Annotated in this window: 10 protein-coding genes; all 10 read right to left on the minus strand. The window is 66.6% G+C overall.

The genetic code is table 11. The annotated features are described in order from the left end of the window. Positions 1-42: 42 nt before the first annotated feature. A complete protein-coding gene (gene selB, locus OU800_RS19735; RefSeq protein ID WP_268179040.1) occupies positions 43-1989 on the minus strand; it encodes a selenocysteine-specific translation elongation factor in 1947 nt (648 codons plus the stop codon). Further along, positions 1986-3398 carry an L-seryl-tRNA(Sec) selenium transferase gene (selA, locus tag OU800_RS19740; protein WP_268179041.1) on the minus strand — a complete coding sequence of 471 codons (1413 nt, stop codon included), beginning with the start codon at positions 3396-3398 and terminating at the stop codon, positions 1986-1988. Before selA ends, selB begins: the two co-directional genes overlap by 4 nt. Positions 3399-3410: 12 nt before the next feature. Further along, on the minus strand, positions 3411-4343 hold the full coding sequence (gene fdhE / locus OU800_RS19745) for a formate dehydrogenase accessory protein FdhE (RefSeq protein ID WP_268179042.1): 933 nt from the start codon (positions 4341-4343) through the stop codon (positions 3411-3413). A 126-nt stretch (positions 4344-4469) separates the two neighbouring features. Next, complete coding sequence (locus tag OU800_RS19750; protein WP_268179043.1) at positions 4470-5102, minus strand: formate dehydrogenase subunit gamma; 633 nt, start codon at positions 5100-5102, stop codon at positions 4470-4472. Between the two features lie 9 nt (positions 5103-5111). After that, a complete protein-coding gene (gene fdxH, locus OU800_RS19755; RefSeq protein WP_268179044.1) occupies positions 5112-6038 on the minus strand; it encodes a formate dehydrogenase subunit beta in 927 nt (308 codons plus the stop codon). Between the two features lie 10 nt (positions 6039-6048). Further along, positions 6049-9120 (minus strand): formate dehydrogenase-N subunit alpha, encoded by a 3072-nt coding sequence (gene fdnG / locus OU800_RS19760; RefSeq protein ID WP_268179045.1) that lies wholly within the window; start codon positions 9118-9120, stop codon positions 6049-6051. 112 nt (positions 9121-9232) lie between these two features. Then, positions 9233-10168, minus strand: a complete 936-nt coding sequence (locus OU800_RS19765) for an SdiA-regulated domain-containing protein (protein ID WP_268184385.1) — start codon at positions 10166-10168, stop codon at positions 9233-9235. A 218-nt stretch (positions 10169-10386) separates the two neighbouring features. Continuing rightward, positions 10387-12708, minus strand: a complete 2322-nt coding sequence (pbpC, locus tag OU800_RS19770; protein WP_268179046.1) for a peptidoglycan glycosyltransferase PbpC — start codon at positions 12706-12708, stop codon at positions 10387-10389. Between the two features lie 81 nt (positions 12709-12789). Beyond that, positions 12790-13134, minus strand: coding sequence for an endonuclease domain-containing protein (locus OU800_RS19775; protein WP_268179047.1), 345 nt, complete (start codon positions 13132-13134; stop codon positions 12790-12792). 147 nt (positions 13135-13281) lie between these two features. After that, complete coding sequence (locus OU800_RS19780) at positions 13282-18180, minus strand: alpha-2-macroglobulin family protein (protein ID WP_268179048.1); 4899 nt, start codon at positions 18178-18180, stop codon at positions 13282-13284. Positions 18181-18482: the final 302 nt, after the last annotated feature.

An 18482-nucleotide genomic window follows, 5' to 3' on the forward strand; every position in this document is an offset into this window, starting at 1 on the left:
TTGCGTTCGTCGTGCAGGGTAGCCCATGGCGACCAGTGGTCGTCAATCCGGCGCCGGCATGCCCTCCTCGCTCCGTCTGCCCATCAGTTGAATCGCCAGTGCCGAGTCGCTGCGGATGCGCCGCTCATTGGCCAGGCGACGGGTGAAGCCGATGCGGTCGAAGTATTCCAGCAACTGAATGCTGCGCTTGCGGCCGATGCCGATGCGGTTGCGCCAGTCGACCACGCGCAGGCTACCGTGTTGCTCCAGCAGGTGCAGCGCATGGCAGCCCAGGGTGTGCAGGGTTTGTTCGGGGTAGAACAGATCCTTGACCACCTGATGCAACTGGCCGAGGCGCGCCAGTTTGCGCAGTAGCAGGCGCACGGTCGCTTCGTCCTGCTGCACGGCGTCGGCCAGATTGCGCACCCAGGGCGGGTCGAAGCCGCCGGCGAGCAACAGCGGCCAGAGTCGCTCCCGTAGTGCTTCGTCTTCCGGCCCCAGTTGCACGCGGTGATCCGGCAGGTGCAGCCAAGGCCCACTACTGGCAATGCGGCCGTCGGCCAGCGCCTCTTCCAACAGGGCGATGAACACCGGACGTTCCAGTTCGCTCAGGGCATAGCGGCGCAGACGATCGCGGTCAGGGCCGAGCTCGTCCGGCGATTCGTCATGGAAGCGGCGCAGGCCTTCCAGCAGAGCATCACGCAGTGCCTGCAGGCAGGCCCCATCGAACAGCCGTGTACCCTGTCGGGTGGGCAGCTCGCACAGCCCGTCGGGTAGGTTCCAGCTTGCGCGCAGGCGATTGAACTGGCGCTCCAGCAGGCCGGGGTCGAGGCCGTTGGGTGCCGCTTGCAGCAGCGCCGGCAAGGCCTGTTCCAGGCTGGCATCACGCAGCGCCCGCAGTTGCAGCAGGCGTGAAGGCGCACGACGAGCTCGGGCCGGGGCGAAGGGGTCGAGCACGCTGCCGCCACCCAGGGTGCGCTGCGCCGATTGGTCACGCAGCACCACACGGTCGCCATGCACGGCATGCGCCGGGGCATTGAGCACCAGCTGCGCCAGGCACGACTGCCCGGGCGCAAGGCTCTCCGTATCAAGCAGGGCGACGCGGCCTGTAACGTCCTGCGCGGCCAGGTGCACGTGCACTGGCGTCCAGTGCGCCAGTGCGCGTGCCTCCGAGGCCAGTAGCTGCAACTCGATATCGATACGGCTGCTGGGGGCCAGCAATGCTGGCGCCAGCAGCCAGTCGCCGCGATGCAGGTGTTCCAGCACCAGGCGCTCGCCCGCCAGGTTCAGGGCCACGCGCTGGCCGGCGACGGCGCTGTCGGCCGGACGATTCTGCGCATGCAGGCCACGTACCCGTACGCGCCGCCCGGAGGGGCTGAGCAGCAGTTCGTCAGCCAGCGCTACAGACCCGGCGAAGGCGGTGCCGGTGACCACCACGCCAGCACCCTCGACGCTGAAGGCGCGATCGATGGGCAGACGAAAATAGCCCTGAACGCTGCGCACATCATGAGCCGCCGAGAACGTCAGCAGGCGTTCGCGCAGGGCTGCGATACCCTGCCCCCCAAGGCTGTCCACCGCCAGCAAATCGGCCCCCGCCAGCGGCCCCGGAGCGAGCAAGACGTCGACCTGATCGCGCACCTGTCGCAGGCGCGCGGCATCGACCCGGTCGATCTTGGTCAGCGCCACCAAGGCCTGACGGATGCCCAGCAGTTCGGCGATGGCCAGATGCTCGCGGGTCTGCGGCATCACCCCATCGTCAGCGGCCACCACCAGCAACAGCAGGTCGATGCCAGAGGCGCCAGCGAGCATATTGTGGACGAAGCGTTCGTGACCGGGCACGTCGATGAAGCCGGTGAGCTGGCCATCGCCCAGGTCGGCGTAGAGGTAACCCAGGTCGATGGTGATGCCACGGGCGCGCTCGGCCGGGCGGCGGTCACCCTGCTGGCCGGTCAGCGCCTGCAGCAGCGCGGTCTTGCCATGGTCGATATGGCCGGCGGTGCCGACGATCACGCCTGCGCCTCGCGTAGCTGCGCCAATTGCGCGACGAAGGCGGGTTCATCGTCGAGCTGGCGCAGGTCGAGCCACAGGGCGTCGTCGTCGATACGACCGATCACCGGGATCGGCAGCTCGCGCAACTGCCCTTCCAGCTCGCGCAGCACCCGACCACGCAGGCGCTTGGAGGTCTGCGGGCGGACGCACAAGGCCGCGCTGGGCAGGCGCGCCACCGGCTGCGCGCCGCTGCCGATCATGCCCAGGGCGTTCTCCACGCTGACCTGCCAGGGCTCGCCAAGGCTGCTGGCCAGTGTCGGGGCGACGCGTTCGGCCTGGGCACGGATATCCGCCTGCGGACGGCTGAGCAGGCGCAGGCTGATCAGGCGCTCGCCGAGGCGATCCGGGTCGCGGTACAGGCCGAGCACCGCTTCCAGCGCGGCCAGGGTCAGCTTGTCCACACGCAGGGCACGCTTGAGTGGGTTCTTCTTGATTCGCCCGATCAGTTCCTTGCTGCCGAGAATGATGCCGGCCTGCGGGCCACCGAGCAGCTTGTCGCCGCTGAAGGTGACAATATCGGCCCCATCGCGCAGCGCTTCCTGCACCGTGGGTTCCTTGGGCAGGCCCCAGCGCGACAGGTCGATCAGGCTACCGCTGCCGAGGTCTTCCAGCAGCGGCAGGCCATGAGCGTGGGCGATGACGGCAAGGTCGCGGGTGGCGACACTGGCGGTGAAGCCCTGCACGCTGTAGTTGCTGGTGTGTACGCGCATCAACAAGCCGGAACGCGGGCCGATGGCGGCTTCGTAATCCTTGCCATGGGTACGGTTGGTGGTGCCGACTTCCACCAGCTTGACCCCGGCGCGGGCCATGATGTCGGGGATGCGAAAGGCGCCGCCGATCTCGATCAGCTCGCCACGGGAGATGATGCCTTCCTTGCGTGCGCCCAGGCTGTTGAGCGCCAGCAGCACGGCGGCGGCATTGTTGTTGACCACGGTGACGGCCTCGGCGCCGGTCAGCTCGCGGATCAGGCCGATGATCAGGTCGTCGCGATCACCACGCTTGCCGCTGGCCAGGTCGAACTCCAGGTTGAGCGGGTAGCGTGCGGCCAGGGTGATGGCGTCGATGGCCTCCTCCGGCAACAGAGCGCGGCCGAGGTTGGTGTGCAGCACCGTGCCAGTGAGGTTGAACACGCGACGCACACGGCTGGCATGGCGCGCGGCCAGGCGTTCGCCAGCGCGCCCGGCGAGTACCGCCTCGCTCAGTTCCACGGCGGCGAGCTGGCCGCTGCGGGCGGGTTCGCGCAGTTCGTCGAGCAGGTCACGCAGTGTGGCCAGCAGGGCATCGCGGCCGTAGCGCTGTTGCAGGGGGGCGACGCTATCGCAGCGCAACAGACGGTCGATGGAGGGTAGACGGGCAGCGTTGGCGTTCATCGTTAGCCTCAGTCAGCCGTCGCTGCCGGGAGCCAGCAGCAGGTTCGGCGCACGGCGCAGGTGCCCTTCCTCACTCAGGCGCATGTCCAGGTCGAGGCTGGCCAGGTCATCGGCAATGGCATCGGCCTGGTCGTCGAACTCCAGGTAGCACTGTTTGAGGTAACCCTGACAGCTCGGGCAGACCTCGGCGCGGATCACCGCCCGCTCGGGTGCCACACCCTCACGTTGCAACGACAGGTAGGCCAGGTGTCTGGATGACTCGCAGTGGCTGCACTTGACCCGCACGTGATGCCATTCGCAGGCGCACAGCGAGCAGCACAGGTAGCGCAGGCCGGCGTACTGGCCGCGATGGCGCAGCATACCGGCCACCGGCGGCGAGCCACAGGCTGGGCACAGCGTCTGGCTGCTGGCCTCGACCAGGCGTTCGCTGGGCAGAGCCAGCAGCCAGTGGCTGAACGCCACCTGCAGGGCCGCGCCGAGAAAGGGCACCAGCGCCGCCGGCAGCAGATCGAACTGCCCGCCCAGCAGCGCGATGGCCCAGGCCTTGCGCTGGCCACTGTCGGCTTCGCGCAGGGCCACCAGGGCCGCGCTGACGGACGGGTTGCCGACATGCGAAAAACTCGTCAGCAGCGCGTCGAGCGCTGGCAGCCAGGCATCACCGCGTACCAGAGTATCGAAGCCCAGCGGCGGCATGCGGTGTTCGAGGCTGCGTGCCAGCGCTTCGGCCGAAGGGCCAGGCAGCGCCGGAGGGGCATCCAGTACGCGCTGCTGGGCATCGCACAGCTCGGCCATCAGCAGCAGGTAGGCCGACAGAGGGTGATCGGTCGCCAGGCTGCGCAAACGATGGGCACGGCGACCGAACAGATCCGCTTCGGGCAGGTGCAGAAAAGGCGGGACATTGGCCGCGGCTTCGATCTGCCCCGGCTCGAGAATCTGGCCTGACACGCAGGACTCCTTAGGGACTGTTCCCGTGATTTCGCTAGATCAGCCTAGACCAGGCCGATGAAGTTTGCTGGCAGTGGTTCAGGCGCTTTGGCGGCGAGCTTTTCTCGCCGCTGAAGTCCTTCCGCATCAGTGGTGCTTGTCGCTGTCCTTGCTCACCTCTTCGTACCAGGCGCCGTGGTGCTTGCGCGCCCAACCGCGGCTGACCCAGCCACTGAGCATGGCACCGATGGAGCCCTTGACCCAGATGCCGGCGTAGATGTGCACGATGATGCTGACGATCAGCGCCCAGGCCGCCGCCGCGTGCAGCAGCGAGGCCAGACGGATCAGCTCGATGCCGAACAGGTGGCTGAAGTACTGCCGCCACATGACCATGCCCGTGGCCAGCAACACCAGCATGCACAGCAGCAACACCCAGAACAGCAGCTTCTGCCCGGCGTTGTAGCGTCCCACTGGCGGCAGGCGCTCCTCACGATTACTCAGCACGTCGCGCCATTGCGCCAGCCACTGACGATCACGCGCTTCGAGGCGGTTGTGCCCGGCGAAGCGCATCACCAGCCAGAGGAAGAACAGGAACATGGCCAGGCCGAGAAAGGGATGCAGGATGCGCGTCCACACCCCACCGCCAAACAGGTTACTGAGCCAGAACAGCGCCGGGTGGAACAGCGCCAGGCCGGACAGGCCGGCGAGGACGAAGAAAATCGCCACCACCCAGTGGTTGCTGCGTTCGCCGGCCGTATAGCGTTGGATATCGTGTTTCATGCTGGTCTCCTACGGCCGCTGCTTCGGATCATAGGTGTGCACCGTCGGGTCGACCTGGTGCACGGCAGAATCACCTGTCACGGGCTCGTCTTCCTCCACGCGGTTACGCCCGACACGCAGGTAATGAAAGAAGCCAATCAGCGCCGTGGCGCCCATGGCCAGCAGGCCGAGCGGCTTGGCCACGCCCTTCCACAACGCCACCATGGGGCTGATCTGTGGCTCGTCCGGCAGGCCGGCGTAGAGCGAGGGCCGGTCGGCGTGGTGCAGCACGTACATCACGTGGGTACCGCCGACGCCGGGCGGATCGTACAGCCCGGCGTTGTCGTAGCCGCGTGACTTGAGATCGGCGATGCGCCCGTCGGCGTGCTCCTTCATGGCGTCCTTGCTGCCGAAGACGATGGCGCCGGTCGGGCAGGTCTTCACGCAGGCCGGCTCCATGCCCACAGCAACGCGGTCGGAACACAGGCTGCACTTGTAGGCTTTGTGATCCTTCTGCGAGATGCGCGGAATGTCGAACGGGCAACCGGTGATGCAGTAGCCGCAACCGATGCATTTGTCCTGGTTGAAGTCGACGATGCCGTTGGCGTACTGGATGATCGCGCCGGGGCTCGGGCAGGCCGCTAGGCAGCCTGGCTCGGCGCAGTGCATGCAGCCGTCCTTGCGGATCAGCCATTCCAGCTTGCCGCTTTCATCCTCGTGCTCGGTGAAGCGCATCAGCGTCCAGGAACTGGCAGTGAGGTCGGCCGGGTTGTCGTAGGTGCCGTGGTTGTGGCCGACCTCGTCACGCAGGTCGTTCCACTCCGAGCACGCCACCTGGCAGGCCTTGCAGCCGATGCACTTGGACACGTCGATGAGCTTGGCCACCTCGCCCAATTCGCGCACCGAGGGCGCCGGCGTGGTGGTGGCGGAGCGGGCAATGATGTCTTGTGAGGCCATGGCGCTGCTCCTATGCCTTTTCCACGTTGACCAGGAACGACTTGAATTCCGGGGTCTGCGTGTTGCCGTCGCCAACGAAGGGCGTCAGGGTGTTGGTCAGGTAGCCGTTGCGCGCCACGCCGGCAAAGCCCCAGTGCAACGGAATGCCGATCTGATGCACGGTCTTGCCATCCACTGTGAGCGCCTTGATGCGCTTGGTCACCACCGCCACGGCCTTGATGTAGCCGCGGTTGGACGACACCTTGACACGCTCGCCAGCGACGATGCCCAGCTCCTTGGCCAGCGCCTCGCCGATCTCGACGAACTGCTCGGGCTGAACGATGGCGTTGAGCCGGCAGTGCTTGGTCCAGAAGTGGAAGTGTTCGGTCAGGCGATAGGTAGTTGCCGCATAGGGGAAGGCATCGGCCTTACCCAGATGCTTGAGGTCGTCCGCGAACACGCGCGCCGCCGGGTTGCTCACCGCCACCGGGTTATCCGGGTGCATCGGGTTGCGCCCGATGGGCGTCTCGAACGGCTCGTAGTGCTCGGGAAACGGCCCTTCGGCCATCTTGTCCACGGCGAACAGGCGCGCCACCCCTTCGGGATTCATGATGAAGGGGTTCATCCCGGCATCCGGTGGCGAATCGGCCTTGAAGTCGGGCACGTCGGTGCCGCCCCAGGCCTTGCCGTTCCACCACACCAGGCGCTTCTTCTCCACGTCCCAGGGCTTGCCGCTGGGGTCGGCCGAGGCACGGTTGTAGAGGATGCGCCGGTTGGCCGGCCAGGCCCAAGCCCAGCCGAGGGTCTGGCCCATGCCATAGGGGTCGGCGTTGTCGCGCCGCGCCATCTGGTTGCCCTGGGTCGTCCAGGAACCGCAGAAGATCCAGCAGCCACTGGCGGTGGAGCCATCGGCGCGCAACTGGGCGAAGCCGGAGAGCTGCTCGCCGGCCTTGGCCTGCAGGGCGCCGCTGACCGGGTCGTGGAGGTCGGCCAGGGCCTTGCCGTTGAACTCGCGGGCCAGTTCGTCCGGGCCGGGTTCATCCGGTCTCAGGTAGGACCAGTCGAGGTTGAGGATCGGCTCGGGGAAGGCACCGCCCTCGCTGGCATAGGCCCGGCGCAGGCGATGGAACAACCCGGCCATGATGGCGATGTCGGTGCGCGCCTGGCCGGGTGGCTCGGCGCCCTTCCAGTGCCACTGCAGCCAGCGCCCGCTGTTGACCAGCGAGCCGTCCTCCTCGGCGAAGCAGGTAGTGGGCAGGCGGAACACCTCGGTCTGGATGCTGGCACTGTCGACATCGTTGAACTCGCCGGCGTTGCGCCAGAACTCCGAGGTCTCAGTGGCCAACGGATCCATGATCACCAGGTACTTGAGCCTGGCCAGCGAGGCACCCACCTTGGCCTTGTCAGGGAACGAGGCAAGGGGGTTGAAGCCCTGGCAGAAATAGCCGTTGACCTCGCCCTGGTACATCATGTCGAAGACCTTGAGCACGTCGTAACCGGGAATGTCCAGCTTCGGTAGCCAGTCGAAGCCCCAATGGTTCTCGGCCGTGGCGTTCTTGCCGTACCAGGCCTTCATCAGGCTGACATGGAACTTCTCGTAGTTCTGCCAGTACGACAGTTGCCCCGGCCGCAAGGGCTTGGGCGAGCGCTTGGCGATATAGGCGCTGTAGTCCTGCTCGGCATCCAGCGGCAGGCTGAGGTAGCCCGGCAGCAGGTTGGAGAGCAGGCCCAGGTCGGTCAGCCCCTGGATGTTGGAGTGACCACGCAGGGCGTTCATACCGCCACCGGGCATGCCGATGTTGCCGAGCAGCAGTTGCAGCATGGCGCCGGTGCGGATCATCTGCGAGCCCACCGAGTGCTGCGTCCAGCCCAGGGCGTACATGATGGTCATGACCTTGCCCGGCGCCGAGCACTCGGCGATGGTCTCCCACACCTGCAGCATCTGCGCCTTGGGTGTGCCACAGATGCTGCTGACCAGATCCGGCGTGTAGCGGCTGTAGTGTTTCTTCAGCAGGTTGAAGACGCAGCGCGGGTGACTCAGCGTCGGGTCGACCACGGCGTAGCCGTCTTCGCCGATCTCGTACCCCCAACTGCTCTTTTCGTAGCGTCGCTTCTCGGCGTCGTAGCCGCTGAACATGCCATCCTCGAAGGCATAGTCCTCGCGCACCACGAAACTGACGTCGGTGTAGTTGCGCACGTACTCGTGCTGGATCTTGTCGTTTTCCAGCAGGTAGTTGATCAGACCACCGAGGAAGGCGATATCGGTGCCGGTGCGGATCGGCGCGTAGAGGTCGGCCACGGAAGCCGAACGGGTGAAGCGCGGATCGACCACCACCAGCTTGGCCTGGTTGTGTGCCTTGGCCTCGGTCACCCACTTGAAGCCACAAGGGTGGGCCTCGGCGGCATTGCCGCCCATGATCAGTACCAGATCGGCATTCTTGATGTCGGTCCAGTGGTTGGTCATGGCACCACGGCCAAACGTCGGGGCAAGACTTGCCACCGTCGGGCCATGTCAGACACGTGCCTGGTTATCGAACCCCAGCATGCCAAGGGAACGCACCACCTTGTGGGTGATGTAGCCGGCCTCGTTGCTCGATGCCGAGGCGGCCAGGAAGCCCGCGCTGAGCCAGCGGTTGACCGTCTGGCCCTGCGCGTTCTTCTCGATGAAATTGGCGTCGCGGTCGGCCTTCATGTGCCGGGCGATGCGGTCGAGCGCCTCGTCCCAGTCGATGCGCTTCCACTCATTGGAGCCGGCTTCGCGCACCTGCGGGTATTTCAGGCGGTTGGGGCTGTGGATGAAATCCAGCAGGCCAGCGCCTTTGGGGCAGAGGGTGCCCCGGTTGACCGGATGGTCGGCGTCGCCCTCGATATGGATGATGTTCTGCGCCACGTTCTTCGCAGCGTCGCCCTGGCTGTACAGGATCAGGCCACAGCCGACCGAGCAGTAGGGGCAGGTGTTGCGGGTTTCGGTGGTGCTGGTGAGTTTGAAATGCCGCACCTGGTCGGCGAAGGCTGCCGGGGGTGCGCCCCCCAGAGCCGCCAGGCTCGATGCTCCAAGGCCTACACCACAGACCTTGAAGAACTGTCGACGGTTCATGTCCATCTTGGGTTCTCCCACATCAGGCTGACGCTCGGTACGTTGCCGAGCGAATCGCTAGTCAAGCCTAGATCATCCGCGTGGATTCGCCAGGCACTTCGTCGCATGGCGCGAGCCCTCAGCGCCGCTCCAGGCGATAGAACAGATTGGGCTCGCTGGCCAGGTAGAGGTTGCCCTGCGGGTCGAAGGTCAGCCCCTCGGCCTGTGGCACGCTGTCATGCAAGCCGGCGAAGCCGCGCAGCAGCGAGCGGAAGCTGATCAGCTCGCCATCGGCGCCTAGCTCCACCATCAGCTTGGACTCGTCGCTGAGCAATACCAGATGGCCGGTGCGCTCATCGAAATGTGCAGCGGACAGATCACGGGCGAATGACGCCTGGTCAACCCAGGCCTGGCGGTCTATCACTTCCAGGCCGAAGTCGCCCTCCAGGCTGCGCCGCAGGCCGCGTATCTCGTAGAGCTTGCGCGGTTTGCGCTCCTTGACCACGAACAGGCGGTCGCTGCCAGGATCATAGGCGAGCCCCTCGAAACCCTCGTTGTCGCCGGCATCGATGGTCAGGGTAAGGGCGCGTTGGCCCTGGCGCTGCAGCGTGCTGCCGGGTGCAGGCACCGGCACGATCACCAGCGCGTGCCTGCGCTCTTCCACCAGCAGCAACAGGTCATCGCCCAGGTAGGCGACATCCTCGACATCATCGAAGCCCTGCAGCACATGGCGGTCGAGCACCTCGCCGTCGAGGCTCAGGCGCAGCAACTGCTCCGGGCCGTTGAGCACGGCCCAGAGCTGCTGGCGGTCGGTGTCATAGCTCAGGCCCGAGAAGTTCTTGTCCACGCCGGCGACCGGCTTGGCATCGATGCTGACCCGGTACTGTGGCAGCCACAGACTACGGCTCTGCCACTGCTCTTGATGCAGGGAGGTCTTGATCCAGTAATACAAACGCTCGTCCAGATGCATCACGCGGATCTGGTAAGCGAACAACAACAAGGCCAGCAACAGCGTCCATTTCCATGGACTGAGGGCATTCAGCTTTCCCAGCATCCCCTTGGCAACAGCGATCATCACGACGTGCTCGTTTGCAGGTAGACGAACGCCAGTCTGCCGAGTTTCTGTTGCAATACGTCGCATGGGCATGCCTAGCAGGCCGTTGAAAAACGTAGGCGAGGCAGGCTGGCCTAGGCAAAAACAGCCGAAAAAGCGCAGTTTACGTGCTGTAAATGAGCATTTTGAGGCTGTTTTTAACGACGGCCAGGCAACGCAGGTAGTTTTTCAACAGCCTGCTATGGCCCGACGCTGAACTCCAGCTTGGCCGTCTGCCCAGCGGCATCGAGCACGCTGAGCTGGTGCCGACCGGGCGCGAAACCGTGGTTGAAGCTGCCATTGGCCGGGGTTTCGCCCTGTGGCTCACCATCGACGAACCACCAGCGCTGACCGCTGCCGCCCAGGGTGGATAAGCTCAACCGCAGCGGTTCGCTGCTGCCCTGCGGTCGACGCAGACGGTCACCCTCACGCACGCCGACGATGCTCAGTGGCGCTGCCTGGCCGCTGGGTGGCGGTGGGCAGTTCGGGTCGCCAGCCGGCAGGCGCGCGGTACGCCGTTCGCGGCGCGGCAGCCAGGGCTCCAGTGGTGCCGGCCAGAGCAGCAGCTCGCGGGCCTCGGCACCTGGGCAACCGGGCGCCACGCGCAGCCCCTTGGCATTCACCCAGTAGCGCTCGCGCAGGCCGCTGCCCAGGGGCTGGTCGGTCGCCTGCAGGGTCGGCGGCGTGGTGCCCTCCAGCGTCCAGGCGAAGCGCTGCCGGCGGCAATTGGGATCATCCTTGGCCAGTGGTTGGCCCAGTGGCCAGCAGATGGCCGCGACGCCGACCTCAGCCGGCTGCGGGTCGGGCGGCGGCGCCAGGCCGCGCTGGCTGTCGCGGCCCACCAGCAGATCATGCACCTGCAGCAGCAGGGGCGCGGCGGACGCCAGGCCGAACTGACCAGGCACCGGCGTGCCGTCCGGGCGACCGATCCACACGCCGATCAGATGACGCGGGCCGACGCCGATGGCCCAGGCGTCGCGAAAGCCATAGCTGGTGCCGGTTTTCCAGGCCAGGGTGGGGCGCTGCGCCAGTTGCGCGCGCGGGTCGCGATCAGGCCGCGCCTGACCGCTGAGAATACGGCGGATGATCCAGGCCGCACCCGGCGACAGCAGGCGCCGCTCGCGCAGGGTATCGCTCGGTTGCAGGCGCACCCGTGCGGCCATGCCGCCTCGGGCAAAGGCGCTGTAACCGCTCACCAGCGATTCCAGGCGCGTGCCGCCACCACCGAGAATCAGCGCCAGGCTGGGCTCGGCCAGGGCCGGCAGGCGGATCGGCACACCGGCGCTGCGCAGCTCACCGGCGAAGCGCTTGGGCCCATAGGCTTCGAGCAGTTGCACCGCTGGCAGATTGAGCGAGGTGGCCAGGGCAGTGCTGGCCGACACCGGGCCGGTGAAGCCGGCGGCGAAGTTGCCGGGACGGTAATCGCCGTAATGCCGGGGCACGTCCTGCAGCAGCGACTCGGAATGGATCAGCCCGGCGTCCAACGCCAGGCCGTAGAGGAAGGGTTTCAGCGTCGAGCCGGGCGAGCGCAGCGCACGCACCATGTCGACATGGCCGAAGCGCGCGGTATCGGCGATATCCACCGAGCCGAGGTAGGCGCGTACCGCCATACTTTCGTGCTCGACCACCAGAATGGCCACCGAGGTGCGCTCCGGCAGGCGTGCGCGCCAGCCCAGCAGCAGATCTTCCAGGCGTAGCTGCAACGCGGCATCGAGGGTGGTGCGAATCAACGGCGGGCTGCCTGGGCGGTTCAGCCGCCGCGCCAGCAGGGGCGCCAGGCTCGGTTCGCGGCGCGGGGCGAGGAATACCGGTTCCTCCAGGGCTTCATCGATACGCGCCTGCGGCCACACCCGGAACTCGGCCAGTCGCCTGAGCACCTTGTCGCGCGCGGCCTGGGCCCGCTCGGGGTGACGATCCGGGCGCAAGCGGCTGGGCGCCTGCGGCAGTACCGCGAGCAACGCCGCCTCGGCGCGGGTGAGCTGGCTCGGCGGCTTGCCCAGGTAACTCCAGCTCGCCGCCGCCACGCCTTGCAGGGTGCCGCCGAAGGGCGCGCGATTGAGGTACAGCGTGAGGATCTCATCCTTGGACAGGTGCCATTCCAGTTGCGCGGTACGCCAGAGCTGCTTGAGCTTGCCGGACAGGTTGCGGCCATGCGGGTCGAGCAGGCGCGCCACCTGCATCGACAGGGTGCTGCCACCGGACACCACGCGCCCGCCGGAGAGGTTCTGCCAGGCGGCGCGACCCAGCGCCAGCGGGTTGACCCCGGGGTGCTGGCGGAACCAGCGATCCTCGTAGGTGAGCAGCGCTTCGAGGTAATAGGGCGAGACCTCCTGCGGCGTCACTGGGTAACGCCATACGCCATCGCGATCGGCGAAACGCCACAACGGCGTGCCGTCCTCGGCCAGCACCACACGGGCCAGGTCGTCCTCGGGCAAGGGCAGCGGGAACAGGCGGTCGGCGAGCCAGAGCAGGGCCAGGGGGAGCAGGAGGATAAGGAGCCAGCGGCGAGTCAGGCGGCGCATGCAAGGCCCTCTCCCCCAGCCCCTCCCCCATAAATGGGAGAGGGGAGCGGATCAGCGTTTTGCCAAGACAGGTGGCGACACTCACAAACCGTCTTGCTCGCCGACTGCAAGACGAATCCGTTCAAGTACCGCCTCCGTTTCCGCCAGTACCTGATGATTCCAGAAACGCAGTACACGATAGCCTCGACCTGCCAGATAACGCTCACGTTGGTGGTCGTACTCCGCCTGCTGCTGATGCTGGCCACCGTCGAGTTCGATGACCAGCCATCGTTCGGTGCAGATGAAATCGACGATATAGGGGCCAATGGGTTTCTGCCGTTTGAACTTCAAGCCAAGAAAGCGGTGAGCACGCAGGTGATGCCAGAGTCGTTGCTCGGCGTCGGTCATTTCACGGCGCAGGCGCTTGGCGTTGTCGAGTAGTGTCATGGTTCCTCCTTGAACCGGGTTTGCCCTCTCCCCCAACCCTCTCCCATAAATGGGAGAGGGAGTTTGCACGTGCCAAGCCCACAGCCGCGTGCCCATGCGCTCCCCTCTCCCGCTTGCGGGAGAGGGGCTGGGGGAGAAGGGCGGCTTTTATCTTCCCCGCACCACCATCCCCTGCGGCGCGCTGCCCAGGGCCTGCCAGTTCGGCCGATACATGGACTCCACCTGCGGTGGCGGCACGCGGTAGCTGCCTGGGGTCACGGCGCGGGCCAGGTACAGCAGGTGGGTGGTGTCGTAGCCATCCACGTCCACCGCTGCCACGTAGCGGTCGCCACGGTATTCCTGATGCTTGATGCGCGCGTTCTGCATGGCCCGGCCCCACTCCTTGACGTTGCTGCCGGCGTCCTCGAGGCTCGCCGCACTCGAAGCCAGGTTCTGGTTCTCCAGCTCCAGGCCGGCCGGCAGCAGGTCCACCACCAGGGCATCGGGCACGCGCTGCTTGGCACGCACGGCCAGGTGCACCAGCACCAGTTCGCCGCTGTTCAGGCGCTGCAGGTCGAGCGGGCGGCCATCCATGCCGAGGTATTCGCGCTCGATGCTGAGGTTCTCGCCACCGGCACGCGGCGCCTGGGTCGGGTAACCGGACAGGGTCAGTTGCTGGTACAGCGTGGCGCTGCCGGCGTTGCTCACACTCAGCGGCTCGGCCAGTTCGTCACGTTCGAGCTTGAGGCCCGGCTGCTGATTGCTCAGCTCGAACTGGAAGGCACCGCTGGCCAGTTTGGCGCTCCAGGCCTGCTCCGGCTTGCCGAGGATGCCGCGCCCGGCGAGGAACAGCGCGTTGCGCTCCTGGGTCGACAACCAGCGCTGGCTGGCCAGTTCGTCGGCCAGATCGAACAGCCGCTGCTCGCGCTGACCGGCTGCCATGTCCTGCTCTTCCAGCACAGCGAGGATCAACGCCTGGTCACGCAGGGCGCTGCCGTAGTCGGCCATCCAGCGCTCGCCATCGCGCTGCAGGATCAGCCCCTGGTTCAGCGCCTGCTCGGCGCGCGGCGCATCGCCCATCAGTTTCAGCGCGGCGGCCAGTTGCACCAGCGGCAGGCCAGAGCGCGCGTCACCACGGCGCTCGAACAGGCTGCGCAGCGCGCCCAGGGGCGCCTGTTGGCTGCGCGCCAGCACGTAACCTGCGTAGGCCTGCACGGCGAAACGGGTATGGGCGGAATCCTGGCTGTAGCTGGCTTCGATCAGGCTGCTCTGCTGCAAGTAGCGCAACAGGCGGTCGGTGGCCTTCTTCAAGGCCTCGGCGGGTACGCCGAAGCCCTGTTCGCGGGCGCGCAGGAGGAAGTCGGTGACATAGGCGGTGAGCCAGTACTCTTCCTCGCTCTCGGCGCTCCACAGGCCGAAACCGCCGTTGTGCCGCTGCATGCCGAGCAGGCGTTCGATGCCCAGCTCGATGCTCTTGCGCCGCTGCTCGTCCGGCTCACCTGCGAGGCCCAGTTTCTTCAGGCTGGCGGCATCGGCATAGAGGGATGGATACAGGCCACTGGTGGTCTGCTCCAGGCAGCCGTAGGGATAGGCCTTGAGCGCGCGGATCTGCTCACCCAGGTTCAGCGGCGGGCGGCTCGACAGGGCCAGCACCGCCTCCAACCCAGCCGGCTCGAACTGGTTCAGGGTGCCGGCCGGCATGCTCCAGGGCTCGCCCTCGTTGAGCACCGCACGGAAGTGCTGCAACTGCGCCGGGTAGGCCGGGCGCACGCCCAGCGTCCAGTCGCGGCTGAAGCTGCCGAGCTGCTCGTTGGGCAGGCTCAGGCCCTGCACCTTGACCTGGATATGCCCCTGGCCCAGACCACCCTCGGCACGCACCGGGATGCGCAGGGTGGTGCGTTGGCCGTCCTTGAGGCTCAGCGGTGCCTGGGCGTTGCCCAGCAGGCGCAACTGGCCGCTGACGTCGAGCTGCACGTCGAGCTTCTGCGCGGCGCCGGAGAGGTTGGTGACGTCCAGCGCCAGAGTGGTTTCGTCGCCCCCGGCGAGAAAGCGCGGCATCGACAGTTCGGCGATCAGCGGCGCGGCCACCACCGTCTTGGCCTCGGCCATGCCGAAGCGCTCGTCACTCCAGGCCTGGGCCATCAGGCGCAGCTCGCCGTTGAAGTCGGGGATGTCCAGGCTGACTTCACCCTCACCCTGCTCGTTCAGCTTCAGCGCATCGCTCTGCAGGGCGACGATCAGCACGCTGGTGTCCGGCCGTTTGCCGCCGGCTTCGAGACCGGCATCACCGCCGAAGGCCAGGCTGGCGATGCGGCCCTGGGCCTCGATCAGTTGCCCGTAGATGTCCATTTGATCGGCACCATAGCCCTTGCGCCCGAAGAAGCTGGCGAAGGGGTCGGGCGTGGCGAACTCGGTGATATTGAGGATGCCCACGTCCACCGCCGCCAGAAGTACGTGCACCTTGTCGGGGATGCTGCCATCGGCGTTGCGCGCGCTGACCTTGACCTTGAGCGGCTGCTTCGGCCGCATCTTCTCGGGCGCCTGCAGGCTCACCGCCAGCTTGCGCGGTGCGCGCTCCAGCGGCAGGTGCAGCAGGCCCACCGCACGCTTGGGCGTGACCTGCGCCTTGCGCTCGCCGGGGCGGATCACCAGAGCGCTGAGGTACAGGTCATGCCGTGCCCACTTCTCGTCGATGGGCAGCTCGAAGGTCTTGCCTTCAGCCGGCACGCTGATTTCCTGCCACCACAGCGGGCCGTCGCTGGATTCCACCAGCAGGTAGCCATTGCCAGCAGCCGGCGGGGTGACGGTGATCCTGGCCACATCACCTGCGGCATAGCCAGGCTTGTCCAGCGCCAGCTTGACCTGATCGGGGCGCACGGCGCCGCCGTCGGCGTTGTCCTGCCAACGGTAGCCAGCCCAGAAGCGCAGGCTGCTGACCAGGCCGGTCTGGTTGTCCACCACCTCGACGCGATACGGCCCCCACTCCACCGGGAAGCTGACCTTGGCCGTGCCACCCGCCGCCACCTTGAGCGGCTCGTCGCTGAGGGTGAGGAATTTCTCGGTGTAGTTGTGGCGCCAGCCTTCACCGTCGGAGAAGCTCCAGAAGTAATCGCGGCGCTCGCGCACCAGGCGCACGTTGAGGTTGTCGGCAGCCAGCTTGTTGCCCTCGGCATCGGCCACCAGCACCTCGAATTCGGCCATGCTGTCGGCATCCACTTCTTCGCCATCGAACAGCCCGCGCACACCTGGAAGACGTTCGGCTGGCCATACCGGCTGGATCACCCGACGGGTGATGGGCCGGCCACCGGACTCCTGCAGGCTGGCCTGGAGAATCAGGCGCAGCGGCGAGCGGGCATCGCCCCAGCGGTTTTCCGGTGTGAGGGTGGCATGGCCCTGCTCATCCAGATTCTGCTCCTCCAGCTCCTGATCCTGGGTCAGATCCGCCTCGGTGATGTCGCCGAACTGGTAGCCCGGCAGGCTCGCCACCGCCTCGCGCAGCGGACGCACGTAAAGCTGCCCGGACAGGCGATTGCCCGCCGCCGGGGCGCCATAGAGATAGCGCCCGGTGACGCTGAAGCTGGCTTCGTCGCCCGGAGCGATGGGGCCATCCTGACCTTCGAGTTCCAATGCCATGCGCTCGGGCAGGAAGTCTTCGACCAGGAATTCGTAGAGCTGCCGATGGCCGTCACCGAGGTCCAGCAGCAGTTGCCAGCGCCCAGTCGGCGCCTCCTCGGCCAGTGGCAACTGGTATTGATAGAGGCCATCGTCATCCGCGTTCCAGACGAACTTGCGGCTGACCTGCTCGTCCGGGCGGCGCACCTCGACGCTGACCGGCTGGGCCTTGACCGGCTTGCCGTCGGCATCGCGCAGCAGGCCGTTGAGCAGCACGGTTTCACCCGGGCGATAAAGGTCGCGCGGGCCGAACACGAAGAACTGCAGTGGATGCGCGGCCGGGCCGGTGATGTCGAACTCGGCCAGATCCAGCGCTGGTGCGTTCAGGCGCAGCAGGCTGGTCTGCTCGTCCTGCTTGGCCAGCAGCACCTCGGCCTTGGCCGGTAGCGGCAGTTGCGCGTGGCCAGCGGAATCGGTCTTGCCTTCTGCCAGCAACGCGCCATCGCCATCGAGCAGTTCGAGCTGCACGCCGGACTGCGCTGCCCCTCCCTCCAAAGCCTGGGTAAAGACGTCCAGACGGTCGCGGTAACGGTGCGCCGAGAGGCCGATGTCACTGAGGCTGAACAGCGTCGCCGGTTGCGAATAGCTGTAGCTGCCGGCCTCGCGCATCACCGCCAGGTACACCCCTGGCTGTTTGAACGGCTCCAGGCCGGCAATCGGCAGCAGCAGGGTTTCGCGGGTGTTGCGCGCCGGGTTGAGGTCGAAGCGGCCACCATAGACCAGGTCGGCCATCGGCAGCAGCTCACGCGCCTCCCAGGTATCCAGGTTACTGGCGCGGCCCCAGCGCGAGAGAAAGCGCGGCAGTGCCTCGGGCTTGATGCGGAAGAACTCGACGTTGACCTTGTCGACGTTCAGCGCGATCACCGGCAGGCCCTCGGCCAGGCGGGTCGGCAGCAGCGAACCGCGGCTGGCGAAACCGACGCTGGCCTGCAGGTCGCGGGTCTCGAAACGGCTGATGTGTTCGGCGGCCAGCTTGCTGCCGTTGATCGCCTTGAGCCCAGCGTCGATGGTCAGCACCAGTTTGCGCTGCGGCTCCAGGTGGCGCAGGCGCAGCTCGTTGAGGCTGTCGGTGATTTCCCAGGCGCCATCGACCTTGCCGTCCTTGCTGTCGACCAGGTGCAGGCGCTCGGCGAAGCGCTGGTCGGGATCCAGCGGCACGGAAAAGGTCACCGACAGCGCGCTGGCACCATCGAGCTGCACTTCGGAAACGTCCACCACTTCCAGCTCACGACCGGCATAGCGCTTGGCCAAGGCCTCGCGGTCGACCGCTGGCTTGGCCGCCTGGGTCTGCTGCGCGGCAGGCTCGGGGCTGGTCACCGTGGCGGGAGGTTGGGAGGAATCACAGGCGCTGAGCAGGCTCAGCACCAGGGCCAGAAGCAGTCCTTTGTTCGGCATTGCGGGCTCCGGGAGAAAGGTGCGCGAAAGGCCACACTATAGCCGAGCCGCCATGACAGGACGTGATGCAGCGACGAATTTCGCCAAGCCGTGCACAGTCCACACAGCCCCTTATAGGGCACCTCTAAAAACGTAGGCGAGGCAGCCAGCGCAATACCGATGGCGGCCCCGCAAAAACAGGCGAAAAAGCGCAGTTTACGAGTTGTAAATGAGCATTTGACCAGGCTGGCGTTCCAGCCTGTTTTTAACGCAGCGATGGCAACGCAGGTAGTTTTTAGAAGTGCCCTATACTCGGCGTTTTG

Origin of the sequence: Pseudomonas sp. GOM7, assembly GCF_026723825.1 — a bacterium.
In the GTDB taxonomy this organism is placed as follows: domain Bacteria; phylum Pseudomonadota; class Gammaproteobacteria; order Pseudomonadales; family Pseudomonadaceae; genus Aquipseudomonas.